This window comes from Pseudoduganella umbonata, from assembly GCF_014192225.1.
GTDB lineage: Bacteria > Pseudomonadota > Gammaproteobacteria > Burkholderiales > Burkholderiaceae_D > Rugamonas > Rugamonas umbonata.
Map to the genome: position 1 here is coordinate 18,899 of NZ_JACHXS010000005.1, position 21,236 is coordinate 40,134.

General features: G+C 61.8%; 19 protein-coding genes. 7 read left to right on the forward strand and 12 right to left on the reverse strand.

Annotation, left to right across the window (positions count from 1 at the left end):
• Nucleotides 1-70: 70 nt before the first annotated feature.
• The 10 genes from FHS02_RS14255 to FHS02_RS14300 all read right to left on the reverse strand — a co-directional run bounded on the left by FHS02_RS14255 (nt 71) and on the right by FHS02_RS14300 (nt 8,896).
• Complete coding sequence (locus FHS02_RS14255; protein WP_137315143.1) at nt 71-529, reverse strand: hypothetical protein; 459 nt, start codon at nt 527-529, stop codon at nt 71-73.
• Between the two features lie 73 nt (nt 530-602).
• Nucleotides 603-3,008: a heavy metal translocating P-type ATPase gene (locus FHS02_RS14260; protein WP_137315144.1), complete on the reverse strand. Its 2,406-nt coding sequence runs from the start codon at nt 3,006-3,008 to the stop codon at nt 603-605.
• Between the two features lie 172 nt (nt 3,009-3,180).
• The gene (locus FHS02_RS14265) at nt 3,181-4,077 is read right to left on the reverse strand and encodes a CopD family protein (RefSeq protein ID WP_137315145.1); all 897 of its coding nucleotides are present in this window, start codon (nt 4,075-4,077) and stop codon (nt 3,181-3,183) included.
• Between the two features lies 1 nt (nt 4,078).
• The gene (gene copC / locus FHS02_RS14270) at nt 4,079-4,447 is read right to left on the reverse strand and encodes a copper homeostasis periplasmic binding protein CopC (protein ID WP_137315146.1); all 369 of its coding nucleotides are present in this window, start codon (nt 4,445-4,447) and stop codon (nt 4,079-4,081) included.
• Nucleotides 4,448-4,469: 22 nt separating this feature from the next.
• Nucleotides 4,470-4,799 (reverse strand): copper-binding protein, encoded by a 330-nt coding sequence (locus FHS02_RS14275; RefSeq protein ID WP_137315147.1) that lies wholly within the window; start codon nt 4,797-4,799, stop codon nt 4,470-4,472.
• Nucleotides 4,800-4,923: 124 nt separating this feature from the next.
• Nucleotides 4,924-5,277, reverse strand: a complete 354-nt coding sequence (locus FHS02_RS14280) for a copper-binding protein (RefSeq protein WP_137315148.1) — start codon at nt 5,275-5,277, stop codon at nt 4,924-4,926.
• Nucleotides 5,278-5,302: 25 nt separating this feature from the next.
• Nucleotides 5,303-6,694 carry a multicopper oxidase family protein gene (locus FHS02_RS14285; protein WP_137315149.1) on the reverse strand — a complete coding sequence of 464 codons (1,392 nt, stop codon included), beginning with the start codon at nt 6,692-6,694 and terminating at the stop codon, nt 5,303-5,305.
• Nucleotides 6,695-6,704: 10 nt separating this feature from the next.
• Nucleotides 6,705-8,075 carry a TolC family protein gene (locus tag FHS02_RS14290; RefSeq protein WP_137315150.1) on the reverse strand — a complete coding sequence of 457 codons (1,371 nt, stop codon included), beginning with the start codon at nt 8,073-8,075 and terminating at the stop codon, nt 6,705-6,707.
• 1 nt (nt 8,076) lies between these two features.
• Entirely contained in the window at nt 8,077-8,415 is a 339-nt protein-coding gene (locus FHS02_RS14295; RefSeq protein WP_137315151.1) for a hypothetical protein, read from the reverse strand.
• A gap of 79 nt (nt 8,416-8,494) precedes the next feature.
• Entirely contained in the window at nt 8,495-8,896 is a 402-nt protein-coding gene (locus FHS02_RS14300) for a hypothetical protein (protein WP_137315152.1), read from the reverse strand.
• A gap of 153 nt (nt 8,897-9,049) precedes the next feature.
• Here FHS02_RS14300 and FHS02_RS14305 point away from each other — a divergent pair, with 153 nt between their 5' ends.
• The 7 genes from FHS02_RS14305 (at nt 9,050) to FHS02_RS14335 (ending at nt 18,117) form a co-directional block, all read left to right on the forward strand.
• Entirely contained in the window at nt 9,050-9,427 is a 378-nt protein-coding gene (locus tag FHS02_RS14305) for a hypothetical protein (RefSeq protein ID WP_137315153.1), read from the forward strand.
• Between the two features lie 107 nt (nt 9,428-9,534).
• A complete protein-coding gene (locus FHS02_RS14310) occupies nt 9,535-10,788 on the forward strand; it encodes a TolC family protein (protein ID WP_221403861.1) in 1,254 nt (417 codons plus the stop codon).
• A complete protein-coding gene (locus tag FHS02_RS14315) occupies nt 10,785-12,287 on the forward strand; it encodes an efflux RND transporter periplasmic adaptor subunit (protein ID WP_137315155.1) in 1,503 nt (500 codons plus the stop codon). Before FHS02_RS14310 ends, FHS02_RS14315 begins: the two co-directional genes overlap by 4 nt.
• Nucleotides 12,284-15,460, forward strand: a complete 3,177-nt coding sequence (locus FHS02_RS14320; protein WP_137315156.1) for an efflux RND transporter permease subunit — start codon at nt 12,284-12,286, stop codon at nt 15,458-15,460. Before FHS02_RS14315 ends, FHS02_RS14320 begins: the two co-directional genes overlap by 4 nt.
• Before the next feature lie 90 nt (nt 15,461-15,550).
• On the forward strand, nt 15,551-16,222 hold the full coding sequence (locus tag FHS02_RS14325; protein ID WP_137315157.1) for a heavy metal response regulator transcription factor: 672 nt from the start codon (nt 15,551-15,553) through the stop codon (nt 16,220-16,222).
• Nucleotides 16,219-17,616 (forward strand): heavy metal sensor histidine kinase, encoded by a 1,398-nt coding sequence (locus FHS02_RS14330; RefSeq protein WP_137315158.1) that lies wholly within the window; start codon nt 16,219-16,221, stop codon nt 17,614-17,616. Before FHS02_RS14325 ends, FHS02_RS14330 begins: the two co-directional genes overlap by 4 nt.
• A gap of 159 nt (nt 17,617-17,775) precedes the next feature.
• Complete coding sequence (locus FHS02_RS14335) at nt 17,776-18,117, forward strand: CzcE family metal-binding protein (RefSeq protein WP_137315159.1); 342 nt, start codon at nt 17,776-17,778, stop codon at nt 18,115-18,117.
• A gap of 14 nt (nt 18,118-18,131) precedes the next feature.
• On the opposite strand, the gene FHS02_RS31560 is transcribed toward FHS02_RS14335, so the two are convergent.
• Nucleotides 18,132-19,373 carry a copper resistance protein B gene (locus FHS02_RS31560; RefSeq protein ID WP_229422270.1) on the reverse strand — a complete coding sequence of 414 codons (1,242 nt, stop codon included), beginning with the start codon at nt 19,371-19,373 and terminating at the stop codon, nt 18,132-18,134.
• Nucleotides 19,370-21,232 (reverse strand): copper resistance system multicopper oxidase, encoded by a 1,863-nt coding sequence (locus tag FHS02_RS14345; protein ID WP_137315160.1) that lies wholly within the window; start codon nt 21,230-21,232, stop codon nt 19,370-19,372. Before FHS02_RS14345 ends, FHS02_RS31560 begins: the two co-directional genes overlap by 4 nt.
• Between the last annotated feature and the right edge of the window lie 4 nt (nt 21,233-21,236).

Consider the following 21,236-nt stretch of genomic DNA (forward strand, 5'->3'; position numbering starts at 1 on the left):
GAGCAGATTGGTTTCCGTTCTGTTCGCAGTTTCTTGAACCAGTAATCCTTCTGAGCGTCTCAACGGTTTCTTAATTGACGTCGAGGTCCTGCAGAATTTCCCCATCAGCCGACACGTTCAGGCGATAGGAGAACGGTCGAGGCTGCTCAGCGCCGTCCAGCGAACGTAGTCCCCAGTACTGGATATTGAGGTTCTCTCCCCCTCCGCAGCTGAAGCCAAAGTGCCCGAACAGCTGCCGTTTCGCGAGGGTCTTCGCAAATTCCGACCCGCTTAGATCAAAGGCGCGTCGTCCGGCACCTGCCTTGAAAGCGAATTCCAGCTTTCCTTTGAACGGCCATTCGACGAGTTCATATGTTCCTTCGCGGCACTGCACGCGATGGATATTTCGAACCTCGATCGGCGCGACAGGATCAGCACTACTTACCGAAATGCGAAGCGGCCCCTCGGCTGGTGCCTGTTCCGCTGCAACGCCGTTGTTCAACAAGCCGATGGCCAAACCGGCGATGACAATACGTACGGATTGGGACATGTTTGCTTGAAAATCATGGAAAGCGCAATCATACGCGGGCAACGTCGGCCCGATTCTAGCCGATCGTCACATCTCAACCGATTTGCCGCGCCGGCACTCCTCGGCGCAAGCGTAAGGCATTTGCGATCACCGAAACCGAACTCAGGCTCATTGCCAGCGCCGCAATCATGGGCGACAGCAGCTGCCCGGTATACGGATAGAGCACTCCAGCCGCCAATGGAATACCCGCTGCGTTATACACGAAAGCAAAACCCAAGTTTTGCCACATATTGCGCACCGTTTCGACCGAGATGGCGCGTGCCTGTGCAATGCCTCGCAGGTCGCCTTTGACGAGGGCAACGTGGGCGCTATTGATTGCCACGTCCGTACCAGTTCCCATGGCGATTCCTACGTTCGCCTTGGCCAATGCCGGCGCATCGTTAATGCCATCGCCGGCCATTGCCACAATCTTGCCCTGCTGTTGGAGTCTCTCGACGAGCGCTAGCTTGTCCACCGGCTTCACCTCGCCGTAGTACTCGTCAATGCCGAGCCGTCCGGCTACGGATTTTGCCGTCGTGACGCCATCGCCTGTGGCCATGATGACATGTAGACCCTCGCTGCGAAGTGTAGAGAGCGCCTCCGACGTGGTGGCCTTTATCGGGTCTGACACGGCGATAAGGCCCGCCAGCCGACCATCTGCGGCAAGGTACATGACGCTGGCCCCCTCCCCTCGCAGCCGCTCAGCGCTGTCGGCCAATGGATGCCAATCGATTGCCTGCGCGTCCATCAGCGCCGTGTTGCCAAGCGCAATCTTCATGCCGTCGACGTTCCCTCGCACCCCGATGCCGCTTGCCGATTCAAAGGCTTCTGGTTTGGTCAATGCCATCTCACGCGCTCGGGCCTCGGCAAGGATCGCATGGGCCAGCGGATGCTCGCTGCCCTGATCGATGCTGGCCGCAATCCTCAGTACCTCTTGTTCGGTGAAGCCAACGGCTGGCACGATGGTGTTGAATGCCGGCTTGCCTTCGGTGAGGGTACCTGTTTTGTCGACGATCAGCGTGTCGACCTTGCGCAGCGCCTCGATGGCAGCAGCGTCGCGAAACAGCACGCCCCTCGTGGCCGCTTGGCCGGTAGCGGCCATGATCGACATCGGCGTGGCTAGCCCCAAGGCGCACGGACACGCGATAATCAAAACGGCGACTGCGTTGACAAAACCGTATACCCAGCCCGATTCCGGGCCGAAGAGTCCCCAGCCGAACAGCGTCAACAAAGCGATCACAACTACCACGACGACAAAGTAGCCGGCCACACTGTCGGCAAGCCGCTGCATCGGCGCACGCGAACGCTGGGCCTGCGCGACCATTTGCACAATTTGCGACAACATCGTTTCGCTGCCGATCTTCTCCGCTCGCATCACAAGGCTTCCACTGCTATTGATGGTGGCGCCGATTACGCGGTCGCCAGCGCGCTTCGATACCGGCATCGGTTCGCCCGTCAGCATCGACTCGTCCACGGAACTGTCACCTTCGATCACGACACCGTCCACGGGCACTTTCTCTCCTGGTCTGACGCGCAGCGCATCACCGATATGGACGTGGGTAAGTGGGACATCCTCTTCACTGCCGTCGGCGTTGATGCGACGCGCCGTCTTTGGGGCCAGCCCGAGCAGCGACTTGATGGCGGCCGACGTCTGCGATCGGGCGCGCAGTTCCAGGATCTGCCCCAGGAGCGTCAGCGAAACGATCACTGCCGCAGCCTCAAAATACACGCCCACCCTGCCATGGGTGGCGAACGCCGCGGGGAACAGCTGCGGGGCGAGCGTTGCGACGATGCTGTAGCCGAATGCCGCCAGGACCCCAGTGCCGATCAACGTCCACATATTTGGGCTCATGCGTAACAACGACTGCCACCAACGCTCGAAGAACGGCCAGCCCGCCCACAGCACGACGGGCGCACTGAGCGCCAATTCGATCAGGTTCTGGTACGGCAGCCCCTGTGGAAACAGCGCATGCCCGAACATTGCCAAGGCGAACACTATCACCGTCAGCGGCAACGTCCACCAAAAACGGTGGCGAAAATCGGCCAGCTCGGGGTTTTCCTCGTCGTCCACCGTCGGCATGAGCGGTTCCAGGGCCATGCCACAGATAGGGCAATTACCAGGCTGTGGTGCCCGGACTTCGGGGTGCATTGGGCACGTATAAACAGTCCCAGCGGGCGCAAGTCCAGGCGCCTGCCCGGCGCTCGCGCCTGCTGCTCCCTGCCCTTCAAGGTAACTGGCGGGGCTCGCCCTGAATTTCTGCATGCAGCCGGTGCTGCAAAAGTGATAGACGTGCCCTTTGTGGGCGACTTCCCGCTCAGGGTTCGGGCCAACTTTCATCCCACATACCGGATCAGTGAACGGTTTCGCGTGGCCGTCGGGCTGCGGCGACGCACCGGGCCCGTTGGCTTGGTGGTGATCGTGATGACGATGGTCGTGCTGCTGTCCTTCGCTGCTGTGCATAATGCAAACTCCTGTATGGTTCGCCGATGCTCTACGCTTACGTTGGCGGCATGATGGATTGAGGTGACACGGACACTTGCCGTGCCACCTTACTCACTGAGACCATACGCCTTACCATGGTGGTAAAGTCAAGCGTGCAGACCCATGACGCCTTGGTCATTGCCGCGCTGAATTACATGACTGCGGGAGGTTGTTGCACTGTCAGATACGCCGCGGCCGCCAACGCTCCCAGTAGCAACACCGCTTCGATCTGCAGCACGCGGCGCACCACGGCAACACCAGTGGCTGATCTCGCAGCCCCGGGCAAACCCCAAAATTTGTTATAACCACCCAGGGCGATCGCCCCTAGAACGAGCCCAACCTTTGTAAGCAACGTATAACCGTACTGGGTATGCACCAAGTGCTCGGCACTGCCAACACGATGCCAGCCGCTGTAGATGCCGGTCGCCGCAATTGCGATCACGGCAAGCATCGCAGCTTGGGACATCCGGTCCAGGTAATGATCCGTTGCAACGCGTGGTAGCTCTTGTACACGTGCCGGCTGTAATACGGGCCAAGCTGACACGATCACGGCACCGCTCCATATGGCGATGGCAACCAGGTGCACGGTTTCAGCCACGTGCGGCGCTGTCCACCAGCCCTCTTCCCCTGCGTGCCCCATCGATGCACGCGTGGCGGCAAATATCACAAGCAGCAGCAGCACAAGACTTTCCGTGGCCCGGCCGTCTTTGCCCAGGCAGCGAACGCCCAGCAGCAAAACCATGACCGCGATCGCAACGCAGCCCGCATTGCCATGGGCAGTCGTGGTGAGCATCGTCCAGAACATGTTGCCCGCCTCGCCCAGCGGGACACCGGCCATGATGGCAGTGGCAGCCCAGAGCGCCGCCGCGCTCGCCGCAATCGTCACCACGATCGCCGCGTTATCGTAGCGGCGCAGGCTGACCAGCCAGTCGCTGATCGGCCTGCCGGCTGGCAGCCAACGCCGTGCGAACCAGGTTCCTACCAGCCAGGTAAAGCCCAGGTTGAGCAGCGCGGCCGATCCGACCTGCAGCAGCGCGACCGCGTCCAACTTATTTCACCGTGAACACGAAGTTGCCAGTACGGCGGTGCCCATCGTGCCCCGCCACAGCCCATTTCACCGTGTAAGTGCCGCTTTGCAGCGCCGGAATGTCCACACGCACGATTGCAGGGTTCGCGCTGTCGACCTTCGCCTTGCCGGTGGTAGCGGCATTGCCTGCCGCATCTGTCAAGGTGATGCTGGAAAATGCCTCTTCGATTTTCTCGTTAAACGTCAAAGCGACTTGCTTTGGCGCAGCCGCAAGGGTGGTACCAGCCTGCGGATCGGAGCTCTTGAGCGTAGCGTGCGCGGACGCAATCGGGCTTGCCAAGACAGTAGCCAGGACGGCGGCGGCACCCATCACGTTAAATAATGCTTTCATCTGTATGATTTCCTGTTTCTGTTCACTTAGCTTGTTCGATGCTGGTCACGGTCAGTGCGCCGTTGACCTTGTCCGCGGTAAAGCGCACCTTGTCGCCCTCCCGCACCTGGCCGAACATTGCCGGATCCTGTACGCGGAAGACCATGGTCATGCCGGGCATGCCCAGATTCTTGATGTCACCGTGTTTGATCGTGACCTTGCCGGCATCTTTGTCGACCTTCTTGATTTCCCCCTCGGTTAGTGCCGCGCTCGCAGCCGTTGCCGTCGCCTGCTGCGCGTATGCCATCGGGCCAGAGGTCATGGCTACCAGGCCGATCAGCGCTGCAGTCACGTAGTTCAGACTTTGCTTCATGTTTTCTCCAATGAGCTAGATGAGTATTCGTTACCGAATCCATTGCATCATTGTAGGGAGCGGATGCGCACCGCAGCATGACCTGAAGATTACAGATACATTACAGTGCCATCCGCCCATGGGGTCAGTTCGCCAGTTCGATATGCGTGACGGTGGTAGTGCCGTTGACCTTGTCGGCGGTGAAGCGAACTTTGTCACCCGCCTTCACCTTGTCGAGCATCGCGGCGTCTTGCACACGAAATACCATCGTCATTGCGGCCATGTTCAGGTTCTTCAGCTCGCCGTGCTTGATGGTCAGCTTCCCTCCCTCCTTGTCCACCTTCTTGATTTCGCCATCGGTCAGTTCGGCCGGAGCCGCCGCGTGCTCACCGTGCTGCGCGTGTTGGGCATGCAGGTCATGTTGCGCATAGGCGGGCGCGAATGCCACTGCGGAGAGTGCAACGGCAGCGGTCAGGATTACGTTGTTCAGCTGTTTCATAAGCTCCTCTTATCGGTTGGAAAAATCAATGTTCGCCGTGGCCCGTCGGCTTGCGCACTGTCATCTCGACATTCGGCCGGTTTTTTGCCGGCATCAACTGGCCACCAGCGTTCTTCGAACGGGTAGGCTCCGGCAGGGCCCCCGTCCATTCATAAGCGACAGTGCCGGCTGGATGCTTAAACCAGCCCGGATCCGTATAGTCCCCTCGCTTTTGCTCCTTGCGCACTTTCAGCACGGTGAACATGCCGCCCATCTCGACGCCGCCAAACGGGCCTTCGCCCGTCATCATCGGCAGTGTGTTGTCCGGCAGGGGCATTTCCATGCCCTCCATCGACCCGCCCTTGTCGCCCATCACCATGTAGTCAGGCACGATCTTGTTGATCTTCTCCGCGATGCCCTTATGGTCGACGCCGATCATTGTCGGCACGTCGTGTCCCATCGCATTCATCGTGTGGTGCGACTTGTGGCAGTGGAAGGCCCAGTCGCCCAGGTCTGTCGCATCGAACTCGATCGCGCGCATCTGGCCCACCGCGATGTCGGTCGTCACTTCCGGCCAGCGCGACGCTGGCGGCGTCCAACCGCCGTCAGTGCCGGCGACCACGAACTCGTGTCCGTGCAGGTGGATCGGGTGGTTCGTCATCGTCAGATTGCCCACGCGGATACGCACGCGATCGCCCTGCCGTACCGGCATCGAATCGATACCCGGGAACACGCGGCTGTTAAACGTCCACAAGTTCTGGTCGAGCATGGTGTTCACGCGCGGGACGTAGCTGCCGGGTTCGATGTCGTAGGCCGACAGCAGGAATACGAAGTCGCGATCGACGGCGAACTGGCGGTGATCCTTCGGGTGCGTTACCCAGAACCCCATCATGCCCATCGCCATCTGTACCATTTCGTCTGCATGCGGGTGGTACATAAAGGTGCCGGGCCGCTTTGCCACGAACTCGTACACGAACGTTTTCCCCGGGGGGATGCCTGGCTGGTTGAGGCCGGTCACGCCGTCCATCCCGTTCGGCAGGCGCTGGCCGTGCCAGTGCACGCTGGTATGCTCGGGCAATTTGTTGGTGACAAAAATGCGCACGCGATCACCTTCGACTACTTCGATCGTGGGCCCCGGCGACTGGCCGTTGTACCCCCACAGGTTCGCCTTCATGCCCGGCGCGAGTTCGCGTACGACAGGCTCGGCGACCAGGTGGAATTCTTTGACACCGTTATTCATGCGCCATGGCAGCGACCAGCCGTTCAGGGTCACGACTGGATTAAAGGGCCGCCCGTTCGATGGCAGCGGTGGAATCCGGGTTTTTGCGTCGCTGGCGGTCGCCGCTTCAGGCAGTGTCGCGGCACCGGCCTTGCTCACTGCCGCCGCGCCGACGGCAACTGCGCCCGCACCCATGAAGAAATTTCTACGTGAAATCATGTCGTTATCCTTACTGTGTCATACCGCCGCCGTTCATGGCGGACTGAAGCTGGCTTTCGGCGATCCAGAAATCGCGCTGTGCGGCGATCGCGCCGTTGACGCTGGCCAGCTGTTCACGGGCGTCGGCCAAAAGTTCGAAGGTACTGGCCAACATACCGTTGTAGCGCAGCAGTATTTCGTCGGAGATCTTCTTGCGCAGCGGGACCACCTCGTCGCGGTAGTGCCGTGCGATGTCATATGCCGTGTGATAGGCCGAATACGTCTCGCGCACCTGCGAGCGTGCCTTGATTGCCGTATCGGCGGTACGCTGGACGGATTGCATGTACACGGCCTCAGCCCGCGCGCGCGCGGCCGTGCCCCAATCGAATAGCGGCAATTCGAGCGACACCTCATAGCCGTTCTCGCGCGGCGAACCAGACTTGCTTGTGTTGGTGTAAGCCGCATCGAACACATTGATGAAGCGCGTGGCCTTCGTCAGCCCGAGCGCGCTAGCAGTCGCCTGCGCGTCGCGGCGAGCAGCCAGCACGTCGAGCCGTTGTGACAATGCCCGAGCCTCGGCATCCTGTATCGTCGTTGCCTGTGCGGGCAGGTCGGGCAAGCGATCTGGCAGACGGTAATCCTGCTGCGCACCCCACACGCCCAGCAACCTTGTCAGCTGCTCGCGCGCGGCGGTAGCTTCATGACGCGCACGCGCAAGTTCGGTGACCGCGTCAGCATAGAATGCGCGCTCCCGCGCCTGGTCGAGTTTGCTCCAATTGCCTACCTTGCTCATGCGATCAGCCAGTTGCGAAGACGCCTCGGCCGCAAGGCGCACCTGGTCCGCAAAGGCGGCACTTTGCGCCGCCGCCACGGCCGTGTAATAGGCACGGCGTGTTTCGCCCGCCAATTGCACTGCCTGCGTGGCCGCCAGCAATTTGGCCTGTTCGAAACGGCGTCCCTCGATACGCTGCCGGACCGGCATGGTGAGAAGACCGATAACGTCAAACGTCACGCTTCGCTCGATCTCGGTTTCATCGGCGCCGCGCACGCGTCCAAACGAGAAGCCCGGATTGCGCAGACGGCCAGATTGGACCCATTCTGCTTCGGAAATTCCCAGTTCAGCGAGTGAGGCCTTCAGCGCAGGACTGTTCAGCAAGGCCAGTCGTACGGCCGAATCGGCCGTCAACGGCTGCGCGAGCAGTGTCTGCACCTGCGTGGCAGTGGCTTCCGACTGCTGTGCCTGAGGTTTGGCAAGTGCAACGGGTTGGCCGATGCGCTCCTGGGTCAGGCGTGAGACGTCGTTCAAGCCGCCATCAGGTGTGAAGGTTGCACATCCCGAGAGCACGACGGCGCCCAGCGCGACGACCAAACGTCGGGGCACAGGATTCAAGAAACTGCGCATGTCATTGTCCTTTCATCGGCATCTGGTGCCCATGGTGGGCCGCGTGACCGGCAGAGCTGGGCGGGCCCTCTTTTGTGGTGGCTGAAGGCGTACCCGATTTGCCTTTGTCAACGGCTTCGATGGCTTCTCCTGCAACAACACGGTTGGCCTGTAGCCAAAGCTTGTCCGGCGAAGCGGACGACACGTCAGCCGGAGGGAGGCCGGCAAAAGCAGACCGATAAACGGGCGGTGCGACGGCAACCTTGGCATCCGCAGCATCTGCCACCACAGGGGCAGACTGCGCGAATGCGAACAAGGGCGCGCCCGCGGCTGCCAGTAGCAGCGTGCGGAAACGGTTCATGTGAATTCCAATAGGTGATCAGTGCCTTCGGTTAAGGCACAACAACAGCGGGCAAGCAGCCCGCAACGTCAGTGGAGGATCAGAGGACGCGCCGCGGCGGGCGCTCGGGCGTGGCAGGAATGAACGCGACCATTGCCGGCTGGGCGGCAATACGAACGGGCGTAATAAACGTAACAGGGCGATCTGGCGCCTGCACGGTCGCAGGAACCGATGCGCCGATGCAGCAGCTGCCGCAATGGCTGCTGTGCTCGTGAACCTTGACTGTTGCACTGCCGCCGACGTCGTGACACGGCATCTTGGTCATCTGCGCCGACGGCTCCATGCTGACCTGGCGGTCGGCATGGGACATGACCTGGAAGTCCACTACCGCAACGCCAACGGACGCATGAGCGTTATCGTAAGGCATGAGCGCGACCGCACCGCCCTGCAAGGGCAGCAGTGCAATCAACAGCCACAGCAGATAACGGACAAAAGCGCGCATGGGTTGTATGGTACGCAGGTTAGGATTTACTTGCAAGCGTGCATGAGCTTACACCTTCCTACCGTAGGAAGGTCAATTAGGTTTATACCAGCTCGCTGGGATACGCCTTCCGAACTACTATCGCACGGCGACACTATTCAATACACTAATGGGATGCGCCGTATCTTCCCTTCGCTGTTTCGCTATCTCGCCCTGCTGCTGCTCGTGACTGTCACGAACGCCGCCCTGGCGATGGCCGCCTATGTGTGTCCGGAGCAGACAGTGAACCGGGCAGCGATGGCGATGCCGCACGGAACACCTTGCCCTGAAATAGATCAGGAAAAGCCGGTGCACTGCGCTGAGCACAAGGCGGGGACGAAAGCCACGGTCGAACATGCTACCAATCCGACCCTCGCGGTGTTGACGATCGGCTTTGTGATCCCAAGCCCACGGCCGCGCGTTCCTTTTGTCCTTAACGCTACGACAACAGGTATGCTGCCTGAGGCTGGCATCGATCCGCCGTACCTGGCAACCCTTCGTCTGCGCATCTGACACATCCCCCTCCCGTATTGCCGGCAGGCCTGCATGGCCCACTGCCGGCGCTCGTCCATTTCTTTGGGGGTTGTATGTCTTTCAGAATAGTACCGCGTGCGCCCGGAGTGCTCGCGGCCATCCTGGCGTTCTCGCCACTCCTGGCCAGTGCCGCGCAGCCTGGCTTGACGTTCGCGGCCGCATTGCGCATTGCCGCACAGGCTTCCGCTACAAACCAGGCCGCGCAGGCATCGGTTGACGCGAGCGTGCAGGCAGCGGCACGCTCCACGCAGTTACCTGATCCCATGCTGAAACTGGGAGTCGAGAATCTTCCGGTATCCGGCCCGGACCGGTGGCGTATCAGTAGTGATTTCATGACGATGCGCCGCATCGGCATCGAACAACAATGGGTCTCATCCGAGAAACGCCAAGCCAAGGCAACTCGCGCGGGCACGGCCGTCGATGTGGAGCAGGCAGCGAGCTTGCAGAACGCGGCAGCGGTCCGCGAGGAAGCAGGCAAGGCATGGTTTGCCGTGCTCTACGCGCAACGCGCAGCTGAACTCTACCGGCACCTGGCCCGCGAGATGGCAGAAGATCTTGCTGGGGCCGAAACTGCGCACCGAGGCGCCAAGGCAAATGCGACCGAGGTAGTGCAGGCACGCCTGACGCTGGTCCAGGCACGCGATGATCTGGCCAGGGCCGAGCAGGAGCACCGTTCCGCCGCCATACGCCTGTCCCGCTGGCTGCGCAGGCAGATCGATGTCGTCGACGACGTTGCGCCGGCGTTGACGGTTACAGTGACCGACGTCGCACCGCTGGCGTTGGAAAACTCACGGCCATCGGTTCTGGCGGCACGCCGTGCCATCGCCCTGGCCGATGCCGACACTGCGGTGGCCACGCGCGAGCGCCATCCAGACTGGGCGTTCGACGCTGGCTTCAGCCAGCGCGGCAGTCAATACGGCAACATGGTCTCGTTCGGCGTGACAATCCCGCTACCTGTCAACCGCGCCCAACGTCAGGACCGCGACGTCGCGGAAAAATCAGCGCAGGGAACCAGGGCCCGATTACTGTACGAGGACGCCGTTGCCGAGCAGCAGATGCAGGTACAGGTTCTTCGCGAGGAACTGCAGAACTTGACCAGCCGGATTACCCGTCTGCAGGCCGAGCTGCTCCCTGCGGCCAACGCGCAGGTCGACTTGGCAGTTGCTGCCTACCGCTCGGCCAGCGGCCCCCTCGCCGCCATCTTCCAGGCGCGCCGCGGCCTGCTGGAGAAGCGGCTGCAAATCAACACCCTGGAGCAGCAGGCCGCGTTGACATGGGCGGCGCTTGAGCTTCCCGCGCTTGTGCCCAGTGCAAACAACGGTGAAGGAGTCGCGCAATGAATCGCAAGATCCTGATCCCACTGGTACTGTTGCTGGCGGGCGCTGCACTCGCTGGTGGCGGGTATTGGGCCGGCATGCGTCACGGCACCGGCCCGGCGGCTTCCGACAAGGACATCCCTCCACCAACCAGTACTGAGCGCAAAGTGCTGTATTGGCACGACCCGATGGTGCCGGGGACGCGGTTTGACAAGCCAGGCAAGAGCCCCTTCATGGACATGCAGCTGGTCCCGGTCTATGCCGACGAGGCAGGCGCCGGGAGTGGCGTCATTATCAGCCCCGGACTGCAACAAAACCTGGGGATCCGTTTCGCCACCGTGCGGCGCATCGCGCTGCCCGATACGCTGGAACTGGTGGGTACGACGCAGTTCGACGAGCGCCGTGCCGAAGTCGTGCAAACCCGCGTTACCGGGTATATCGAGCGATTGCATACGCGCGCCCCGCTGCAACGTGTTCGGCGCGGTGACGCTGTCGCTACGCTGTTCGTCCCGGATTGGATCGCGCCCCAGGAGGAGTATTTGACCCTGCGTCGCTCTGGCGACGAGTCGCTCACCCGCGCAGCCCGTGACCGGATGCGTGCCTTGTCGATTCCGGACGCGCTGGTGGCCAATGCCGAACGCAGCGGCAAACCACAAAGCCGCTTTGTGCTGACAGCTCCTGCAACGGGCGTGCTCTCTGAACTGGCAGTAAGGGAAGGCTCGATGGTGGCACCAGGCGTTACCGTCGCCAAGATCAGTGGCACAGACAAGCTATGGCTGCTTGCAGAAGTGCCTGAAGCGTTACTTGGTTCGATTAAAACCGGCATGAAGGTGACAGTATCGCCACAGAGCGACCCGGCGCGCCAGTACACGGGGCGGTTGAGCGAAATCCTTCCCGGCGTCATCGAGGCGACGCGCACGGTGCAGGCGCGCCTGGAACTGGACAACCACGATGGCACGCTCGTACCCGGCCAGTTGATGCGCATACAGCTGGCGACAGCGGACAGTCCGCGCCGACTGGTTGTTCCGGCCGAGGCAGTGATCAGCAGCGGGAAGCGATCCGTGGTTCTTGTCGCTGCCGGCGACAGGAGCATCGAGCCCGTCGTCGTCACGACCGGGCGTGTTTACGGGGACGACATCGAGATTAGCAGCGGCCTGGCAGAGGGTCAAAAAGTCGTCGCGTCCGGCCAGTTCCTGATCGACTCGGAAGCCAACCTCAAATCCATATTGCCGAAACTCGGGACCGCTCCGGCGGCGGCAGAGCCTGCGCCCGAGAAAAAAGCCGGGCCCGCATCGCTGCAAGGCACGGGTGTCGTAGAACAGGTCAGCGCGGACGCGTTGACGCTGTCTCATCAGCCGATCCTGGCATTGAAGTGGCCGGCGATGACGATGGACTTCACGAAGCCGGCCCCTGGCGATTTCCCGGGCATCAAGGCGGGACAGCGTGTGGACTTCACGTTCCACCAGACAGAGGACGGCTATGTGCTCGACACCGTGACGCCGGCTGCGGGAGCGCCGCAATGATTGCCCACATCATCCGCGCCTCGATTGCGCACCGCGTCTGGGTATTGATCGCGGCTGTTGTCCTGGCTGGCTGGGGTGTGTTGTCGCTGCGGCAAACACCGGTCGACGCGCTCCCCGACCTGTCGGACACGCAGGTCATCATCCGCGCCCAGTACCCCGGCAAGGCGCCGCAGCTGGTCGAGGACCAGGTCACTTATCCCTTGACGACCGCCCTGCTCTCGGTGCCGGGAGCGAAGACCGTGCGCGGCTACTCGTTCTTCGGCGACGCCTTCGTCTATGTGCTGTTTGACGACGCGACGGACCTCTATTGGGCTCGCTCGCGTGTAACGGAAGCGATCAGCCAGGTGCAGGGCCGGCTTCCGGCGGGTATGCGCGCCGAACTGGGGCCAGACGGCACCGGTGTCGGTTGGGTCTACGAGTATGCGCTGGTGGACCGCACCGGCACCCATGATCTGGGTCAGCTACGCGCCCTGCATGACTGGTTCCTGAAGTTCGAGCTGAAAACGGTGGCGGACGTGGCCGAAGTGGCCAGCATCGGCGGCATGGTCCGCCAGTACCAGGTCGTACTGGACCCGGCGCGGCTGCGCGCGTTCGGTATGTCCCATGCCCGGGTGCTGGAGGCGTTGGCGAAGGCCAACCAGGAGTCCGGTGGGGGCGTGGTGGAAATGGCGGAAACCGAATTCATGGTGCGTTCCCACGGCTACTTGCGCTCGCTCGACGATTTCAACAACGTCGTGCTGGGCGCATCGCCGAACGGCACACCGGTGATGCTGCGCGATGTCGCAACAGTGCGGATCGGCCCGGAAATGCGCCGCGGTATCGCCGAGTTGAATGGCGAGGGCGAAGTGGCTGGCGGTGTCATCGTGATGCGTTCCGGGAAAAACGCGCTGGAGACCATTCGCGCTATCAAAGCCAAGATGGCATCACTGAAGGCTTCGCTACCCAAGGGCGTCGAGATTGTCACCACGTACGACCGGTCCACGCTGATCGACGCATCGGTCGCAAACTTGCGTAACAAGCTGGTCGAGGAATTTGTCGTCGTCGCCATCGTCTGTGCGGTATTCCTGTTTCACCTGCGCAGTGCCCTCGTTGCCATCGTCTCGCTGCCCCTCGGTGTGCTCGCCGCCTTCATCGTGATGCGCTACCAGGGCGTCAATGCCAACATCATGTCGCTCGGCGGAATCGCGATTGCCGTCGGTGCTGCGACGGACGCCGCGCTGGTACTGATCGAAAACGCCCACAAACATCTGGAGGCCCATGCGCATGCGCATCCGGACGAGCCGGTATCGGGCGCACGCCGCTGGGAAATCATGGCGGCTTCGGCCACCGAGGTGGGGCCGGCGCTATTCTTCTCGCTGCTGATCGTGACGCTCTCGTTCATTCCCGTATTCGGGCTCGAAGCGCAGGAAGGCAAGCTGTTTTCACCGCTTGCGTACACCAAGACCTACACGCTGGCCGCCGCCGCCGTACTGGCCATTACCCTGGTGCCAGTGCTGATGGGCTACCTGATTCGCGGCCGTATTCCGAGCGAAGCTGCCAATCCCATCAATCGCGCATTGGTGCGGGCATACCGGCCCGTACTCGAGCTGGCATTGCGCCACCCACGCCTGACGCTGGGAATCGCCGCACTGTCCCTTGCGCTAACGGCCATTCCCATCTCCCGCCTCGGCGGCGAGTTCCTGCCGCCCTTGAACGAAGGCGACCTGCTCTACATGCCTTCGGCACTGCCTGGCCTCTCGGCGTCGAAAGCCTCGGAATTGCTGCAGCAAACCGACCGGCTGATCAAGACGGTACCCGAGGTGGCCACAGTGTTCGGCAAGGCGGGTCGGGCCGAATCGGCCACCGATCCGGCGCCGCTCGAGATGTTCGAGACGACCATCCAGTTCAAGCCGCGCGACCAGTGGCGCGCAGGAATGACGCCTCCCGGGCTGATCGAGGAGCTTGACCGCGTCGTCAAGGTACCCGGCTTGTCGAACGTGTGGGTACCGCCGATCCGCAATCGCATCGACATGCTCTCCACAGGGATCAAGACGCCTGTCGGCATCAAGGTGTCCGGGCCACGGCTGGACGAAATCGACAGGATTGCCGCGCAGATCGAGGCCGCCGTAAAACCGGTGACGGGGGTCACCTCGGCACTGGCCGAGCGCCTTGCAGGCGGCCGCTACATCGACGTCGATATCGACAGGGCCGGTGCGGCACGCTTTGGCCTGGCGATCGCCGACGTGCAGTCGGTCGTTGCATCGGCCATCGGCGGCGAAAATGTGGGAGAAGTGATCGACGGTCGCCAGCGCTTTCCGATCAGTGTCCGTTACCCACGCGATTACCGCGACTCACTGCAGGCGCTGCGTGAACTGCCGGTGGTGACCGCGACGGGCGCACAGATCCGCTTGGCCGACGTCGCCCGGATCACGGTCGCCGACGGGCCGCCGATGATCCGCAGCGAAAACGCCCGGCTTTCCGGCTGGGTGTACGTGGACGTGCGCGGCACAGACCTGGCCAGCGCGGTGCGCGCCATGCAACGACAGGTTGGACAGCAGGTGAAACTCCCGCCCGGCTACTCGATTGGCTGGTCCGGACAGTTCGAGTACCTCGAGCGCGCCACGGCCAAGCTCAAGACGGTCGTACCGCTGACATTGCTCGTTATCTTCATGCTGCTGTATTTTGCCTTCCGCTCGACGGCCGAGGCTGCGCTGCTGATGCTGACGGTGCCATTCGCGCTGATCGGTGGCTTTTGGTTCATCTGGCTGCTGGGCCATGCGGTATCGGTGGCCACGGCAGTAGGCTTTATCGCTTTGGCGGGTGTGGCCGCGGAATTTGGCGTGGTGATGATGGTGTACCTGCGTAATGCGCTTGATGCACGCCTGGCAGCCGGCCATGTACTGTCGCGCGAACTGATCACCGAAGCGATCCGGGAAGGGGCCGTGCAGCGGGTGCGGCCCAAAGCCATGACGGTGGCGGTGATCCTTGCCGGCCTGCTACCGATGCTGTTTGGAGACGGCGCCGGCAGCGAAGCGATCGCGCGCATTGCCGCACCGATGGTTGGTGGCATGGTTACGGCGCCGCTGCTGTCGTTGTTCGTGCTACCGGCGGCATGGGAAATGATGCAGGTTGCCAAACTCGAACGGACACACCGCCGTGCTGTGCGTCATGGCACGGCTGTCGATGTAACCTGAGAACAGAGCTCAGTGCGCTGTCTGCAATATCGCAGCGATAGAATGAACCGTCGCCGGCACGACGCCGGCGGCCTAAACACGAGGAATGCAATGCGATTACTGGTCATTGAAGATGAGCAGAAGGCGGGCGAATACGTCCAGCGCGGCCTGACGGAGTCCGGTTTCGTGGTGGACCTGGCGCGCACCGGGCCAGATGGGCTGCATGCCGCCACAACCGGCCATTACGACCTGATCATACTGGACGTGATGCTGCCGGACATGGATGGGTGGCAGGTGGTCACCGAGCTTCGGCGTACGATCGAGACGCCTGTACTGTTCCTGACTGCGCGTGATGCGCTCAATGACCGGATCAAGGGGCTCGAACTGGGTGCCGACGACTATCTGGTAAAACCGTTCGCCTTCGCCGAACTGCTTATCCGCGTACGCACGCTGCTGCGCCGGGGACCTATGCGTGAACTGGACGTCATCCGCATCGCCGATCTGGAAATCGATGTGCCCAAGCGCCGGGTCAGCCGCGGGAGCATGCGCATCGACCTGACCGCCAAGGAATTCATGTTATTGCACCTGCTGGCCAAGCGCAGCGGGGAAGTACTGTCTCGTCCCCTGATCGCTTCGCAGGTATGGGACATGAATTTTGACAGCGACACCAATGTCGTCGATGTGGCGGTACGACGCTTGCGGGCAAAGATCGATGACCCGTATGAGCAGAAACTCATCCATACAATACGCAGCATGGGATATGTGCTGGAAGCGCGCGGATGAGCGTTCGTTCTGTCTCGCTCACACTGCGGCTCAGCGCCCTGGTGGCCGTCGTGGCATTTGCCGTATTTTCGGTTGTCGGCGTCTATCTTTATCGCTCGCTGGCTGGACAACTGCAGGAGCGGGATGATGCCGATCTGGTCGAACGTGCCGATTTGATGCGCCACTTCCTCGACGAAACGTCGAACACGGCCGAGATAACGCGTGACCCACACCGGTTCCTCGACTCGGCAAGTCTGGACGGCGATGTATTCTTGCTGATGCAGGCCTCCGACGGCACAACGTTGGCCAAGAACACCGAGTCGCTCTCCCCTGCGAGTCATGTCGTACCGCTCACACGTCCCGCGGTGCAAGCCGACGTTATCGAAACCGAAGCAGACAGGTCAGCCCGGCAGCGGGTACTGTCGGTGTCGGGCCGCGTTGCCAGCGGCGAACTGGTGCGCGTCACATTGGCACGCATCACGGCCGACCGCTCCGCGTTACTGTCCGCCTATCGCTGGCGGGTACTTGGCGCAGCATTGCTCGGCGCGGCCATCACTGCCACCCTCGGCTCGATATTGATTCGGCACGCGCTCAAGCGTGTCACCGCTCTGGCCGAACAGGCTCGCCACGTGTCGGCACAGAATCTGCGCGTACGATTGGATGGAGCTGCAGCCCCGAACGAATTACGTATCCTGGCCGACAGTTTCAATGATGTACTGGACCGGCTGGAGGCGAGTTTCAACAATCTGTCACAATTTGCGGACGACCTTGCGCACGACATGCGCACGCCGCTCAACAACCTCATGGTGCAGACCGAGGTGATGCTGTCGCAACCGCGCCCTGCGGAAGACTACCAGAACCTGCTGCATTCGAACCACGAGGAGTTTGGCCGGCTGGCCCGAATGGTCGAGAGCATGCTGTTTCTTGCCCGAGCGGACCATGACGAGGTCGCGCTGTCGTTGGAGCGGCTCGATCTGCACCAGGAGCTGACGCGTATTGCGGACTATTTCGAGGGGCCTGCTCTCGATGCCGGCGTCCAGATCGCAGTCAGTGCTTCGGGGACGGTGATCGCCGACGCACAGCTGCTGCGCCGGGCAGTGAGCAACCTGGTGTCGAATGCCCTGCGCTATACGCCGCCGGGCAACAGCCTGCGCCTCGACGCCGCGGAGAAGGACGAATGGACTTCGGTATGCGTCACCAACTTTGGCCCCAGCATTGCGCCCGAACATATCGACAGGCTGTTTGACCGCTTTTATCGCGCCGACCCATCACGTTCGAGCGCATCCGGCACATCCGGCCTTGGCCTGGCCATCGTTAAATCCATCATGACCTTGCAACATGGCCGCGTCACCGTGACGAGCCAACCAGGCGGCGACACGCGATTTTGCCTGCTGTTTCCAAACCGTCCGGGGTAGGCGGCCGTCAGGCAAGTCGGCTTGAGCATCGAAGCCGGGTGCCGGGGTGTGGCCATTGCGCTGTCATTTAAATGTAATGTTCGGGTCATGCTGGCGTGCGTGGACGGCTTCTAGAATGGTCCCATTGCTGCTTAACACTGTCACCGAAAGGACTTTGCAATGAACACCTTCAAAAAAACTGTCGCGATCCTGCTGGCTGCTGCCGCGCTGAGCCCTGTTGCCGCGATGGCGCACCATAAGGGCGAATACGTCAAGGATCCGCTGGGCCAAGCGGTTTCGGGTTCCGCCGCCACCCGCAGTGTCACAATCGATGAAAAGACCCGCTCCATCAATGTCAACCAGGGCGACGTCGTGCAGTTCAACGTCGGCGGCCAGACGTTCGCCTGGCAGTTCGACACACTGAGAGAAGGCCGCATCGATCTCGCGACGATCGCCCCCGCAGATGTGCACGTGCACGGTGTCAACGTGTTCGTGGAAGCGAACCCTGTCTACCGCAACTGACAGGGCCGCAGCCATCAATACCAGACGCGCAGGCCGATGACGGCCTGCAAGGTCTTGCGATCGTCGCCACTCTCCCGTGCCAGTGTCGCAGTACTGCCGAATTTGCGATTCCAGGTCACGCCGATATAGGGCGCAAACTGCCGTCGGATCTCGTAGCGCAGCCGTAATCCAAGCTCGGCATCGGTTAGCCCCGTCCCTGTGCCACGCCAGCGGTTACTGCGATTCTGGACATTGAGCTCGAGCTCGGGTTCGAGAATGAGGCGCTGCGTAAAAAGAAGCTCGTAGGCTACCTGCAAACGGCCGGCAAATTCGCCGCCAGAACGCCAGTAAGCCGTTGCCTCCACGTCGAACCAATACGGTGCAAGCCCCCGTACGCCCGCTGCCAGCCAGCTGCGTGAGGGGCCGCCACCGGTGTCGTGGCGCATCCCCAGCTGCGTGCTCCAGAAAGGAGAGAAGGTACGGTCCCACAGCAATTCAGTGCGCATCGCCTCGAGCTGACCGCTGCGGCGTTCGCCATCGGCTTTCAACCAGGCCTTGTTGTAGTCGCCACCGTACCACGCCTCGGCTTCGATGTTCTGGCCACGCTCGCCGTCACCGCTGACTGCCTCCAGTTTGTCAAGCAGGATGCGACCGAACGGCGCCATGTCGGCCATCGCATTGCCCGGGAAGCCGGCAGGACGGGCGCCTTCATTGTAGGCCGCGGGATCCCTGGCGTCAGGCGGCGCCTTGCCGCCTTGCATGGGGCCCATCTGCATCGCCCCCATGTCCATGCCACCATGCTGCATATTCTGGTGGTCCATCCCCGCATGTTCGGCTGAACGCGGTGCGTTGGTGTTGGACCGCGTGCCTTGCTTGCCCATATTCTGGTGCTCAGTCATTGGCGGCATGGCACCTTCTTGCTGCGCAGTGCCATGTGCCATGCCAGAGTGGTCCATGGCACCCTGCCCTGCCAGCGTGGAAGGCGCGGCCTGTGGCACCGGGGATGGCTGTCCCATTGGCATATGCCCCATTGCCTCGTGCTCGGATTTTGCCGCCGCCGGTGGCGATACCGCCGGCGTGTCTTGTTTCCCGGCCGCTGCTCCGTGTTGCATGGCCGAGTGGTCGGCTGGCTTCGCCTTTTCCTGCTCCTGTACGGCTGCATGGCCCATGGCGGCATGATCCATAGCCTGACTCTCCGATTGGCCATGTGCGGGCAGTGCAAGGGCCGACAGGGCCATCAATGGAACGATGCCGTGTCTGATGATGTGATTTTTCATGAGACGACCACCTCCCTGAACATGCCTGCCTCCATGTGATACAGCAGATGGCAGTGATATGCCCAATGACCCGCAGCATCGGCAGTGACACGATAAGTAATGCGCTGTGCGGGTTGGACGTTGATGGTGTGCTTGCGCACCAGGAACTCGCCATCCGGCGTTTCCAGCTCGCTCCACATGCCGTGCAGGTGGATCGGGTGGTTCATCATGGTGTCGTTGACCAGGACGATGCGCAGGCGTTCGCCGAGGCGGAAGTGAATTGGCAGCGCTTCGGAAAATTTCTGGCCGTCGAAGGACCAGATGAATCGATCCATGTTACCCGTCAGGTGCAACTCGATCTCGCGTTCCGGTGGGCGCGGGTCGATCGGCCCGCCGATCGTGTGCAGATCGGCGTAGGTCAGCACACGTCTGCCGTTGCCCCGAAGGTTGACGCCGGGATCGTCCAGGTTGGTGCGGGGCATGTCCACGTGCATATCCACGCCTGGCCCGTATTCCGTCCGTGCATGCGATACCCTGGGAGGCCGAGCTGCTGCGGCAGCGCCTACAGCGTGCATCGGCTTACCTTCTTGTCCATGTCCCATCGCAGCATGGTCCATGCCTTGCATGACATTTTCGCTTCCACTAGTGGGCGCCTGCGCGCCATGTTGCATGCCTTCCATGCCCTTCATGCCCTGCACATCCTCCACTGCATCCATGCCTGACATGGACATGGCTCCCATCATGTCGGTCATGCTGAGCCATTGCGGCGGGTCCATCGGCGGCACCTCGGCCTGCAGCCCTGGGCGAGGTGCCAGCGTGGCCCGGACAAAACCGGAACGGCCGATCGACTGCGCGAAGATCGTGTAGGCCCTTTCCTCAACAGGTTCGACGATCACGTCGTAAGTCTCCGCCACGGAAATGCGAAATTCGTCGACGCTGACCGGTTGGACGTCCTGGCCGTCGGCGGACACTACCGTCAGTTTCAGGCCCGGTATACGCACGTCGAAGATTGTGGTGGCGGAGCCGTTGATGAAGCGCAGTCGCACCTTTTCGCCAGCCCGGAAAAGGCCAGTCCAATTGCGATTCGATGGCATGCCGTTGATCAGGTAGATCAGCCCTCCCCCCACGTTACGACTAGCCGTCACATCGCTGAGGTCGGTCGGCGCCATGCGCATGCGGCCCCACATCTTGCGCTTATCGAGGGCCCCGCCCAGGCCCATCGAGCGCACGTCGCGCACGAAGTCCGCCACCGTGGGCTGGTTACTGTTGAAGAAGTCACTCATCTTCTTTAGATTGGCAAAGATGCGCTCGGGCTTTGCATCGGTCCAGTCCGACAGCATCACCACATAGTCGCGCTCAGCGGGCATGCGCTCTCCCGATTTGGGCTGGACAACGATTGGCCCATACAAACCGCTCTGCTCCTGAAAGCCCGAATGGCTGTGGTACCAGTACGTGCCGGTCTGCTTCACTTCAAAGCGGTATTCAAAGGTCTGGCCAGGAGCAATGCCTGCGAAACTCAGGCCCGGCACCCCGTCCATGTTCGCCGGCAGGAGAATACCGTGCCAATGGATCGAGCTCGTCTCCGGCAAGCGGTTCGTTACTCGCAGTGTGATGGTGTCACCTTCGCGCCAAACCAGTGTCGGCGCCGGCACGCGCCCATTGACGGCAATGGCGATACGGTCTGCGCCAGTAAAATTGACCGGAACGGGGCCAATCTGCAGGTCAAATTGTGTTCCACTCAACGCGTCCGAAGCCGTGGTCTGTGCCAATAGTCGGCGCGGCCACACCCCCGACATGCCCGTTGCGAGTACACCAAATCCTTTGAGAAGTCGGCGTCGCCAAACGCTGACATCGCCTCTCTCATCGTGGTTCAATTGCATAGTT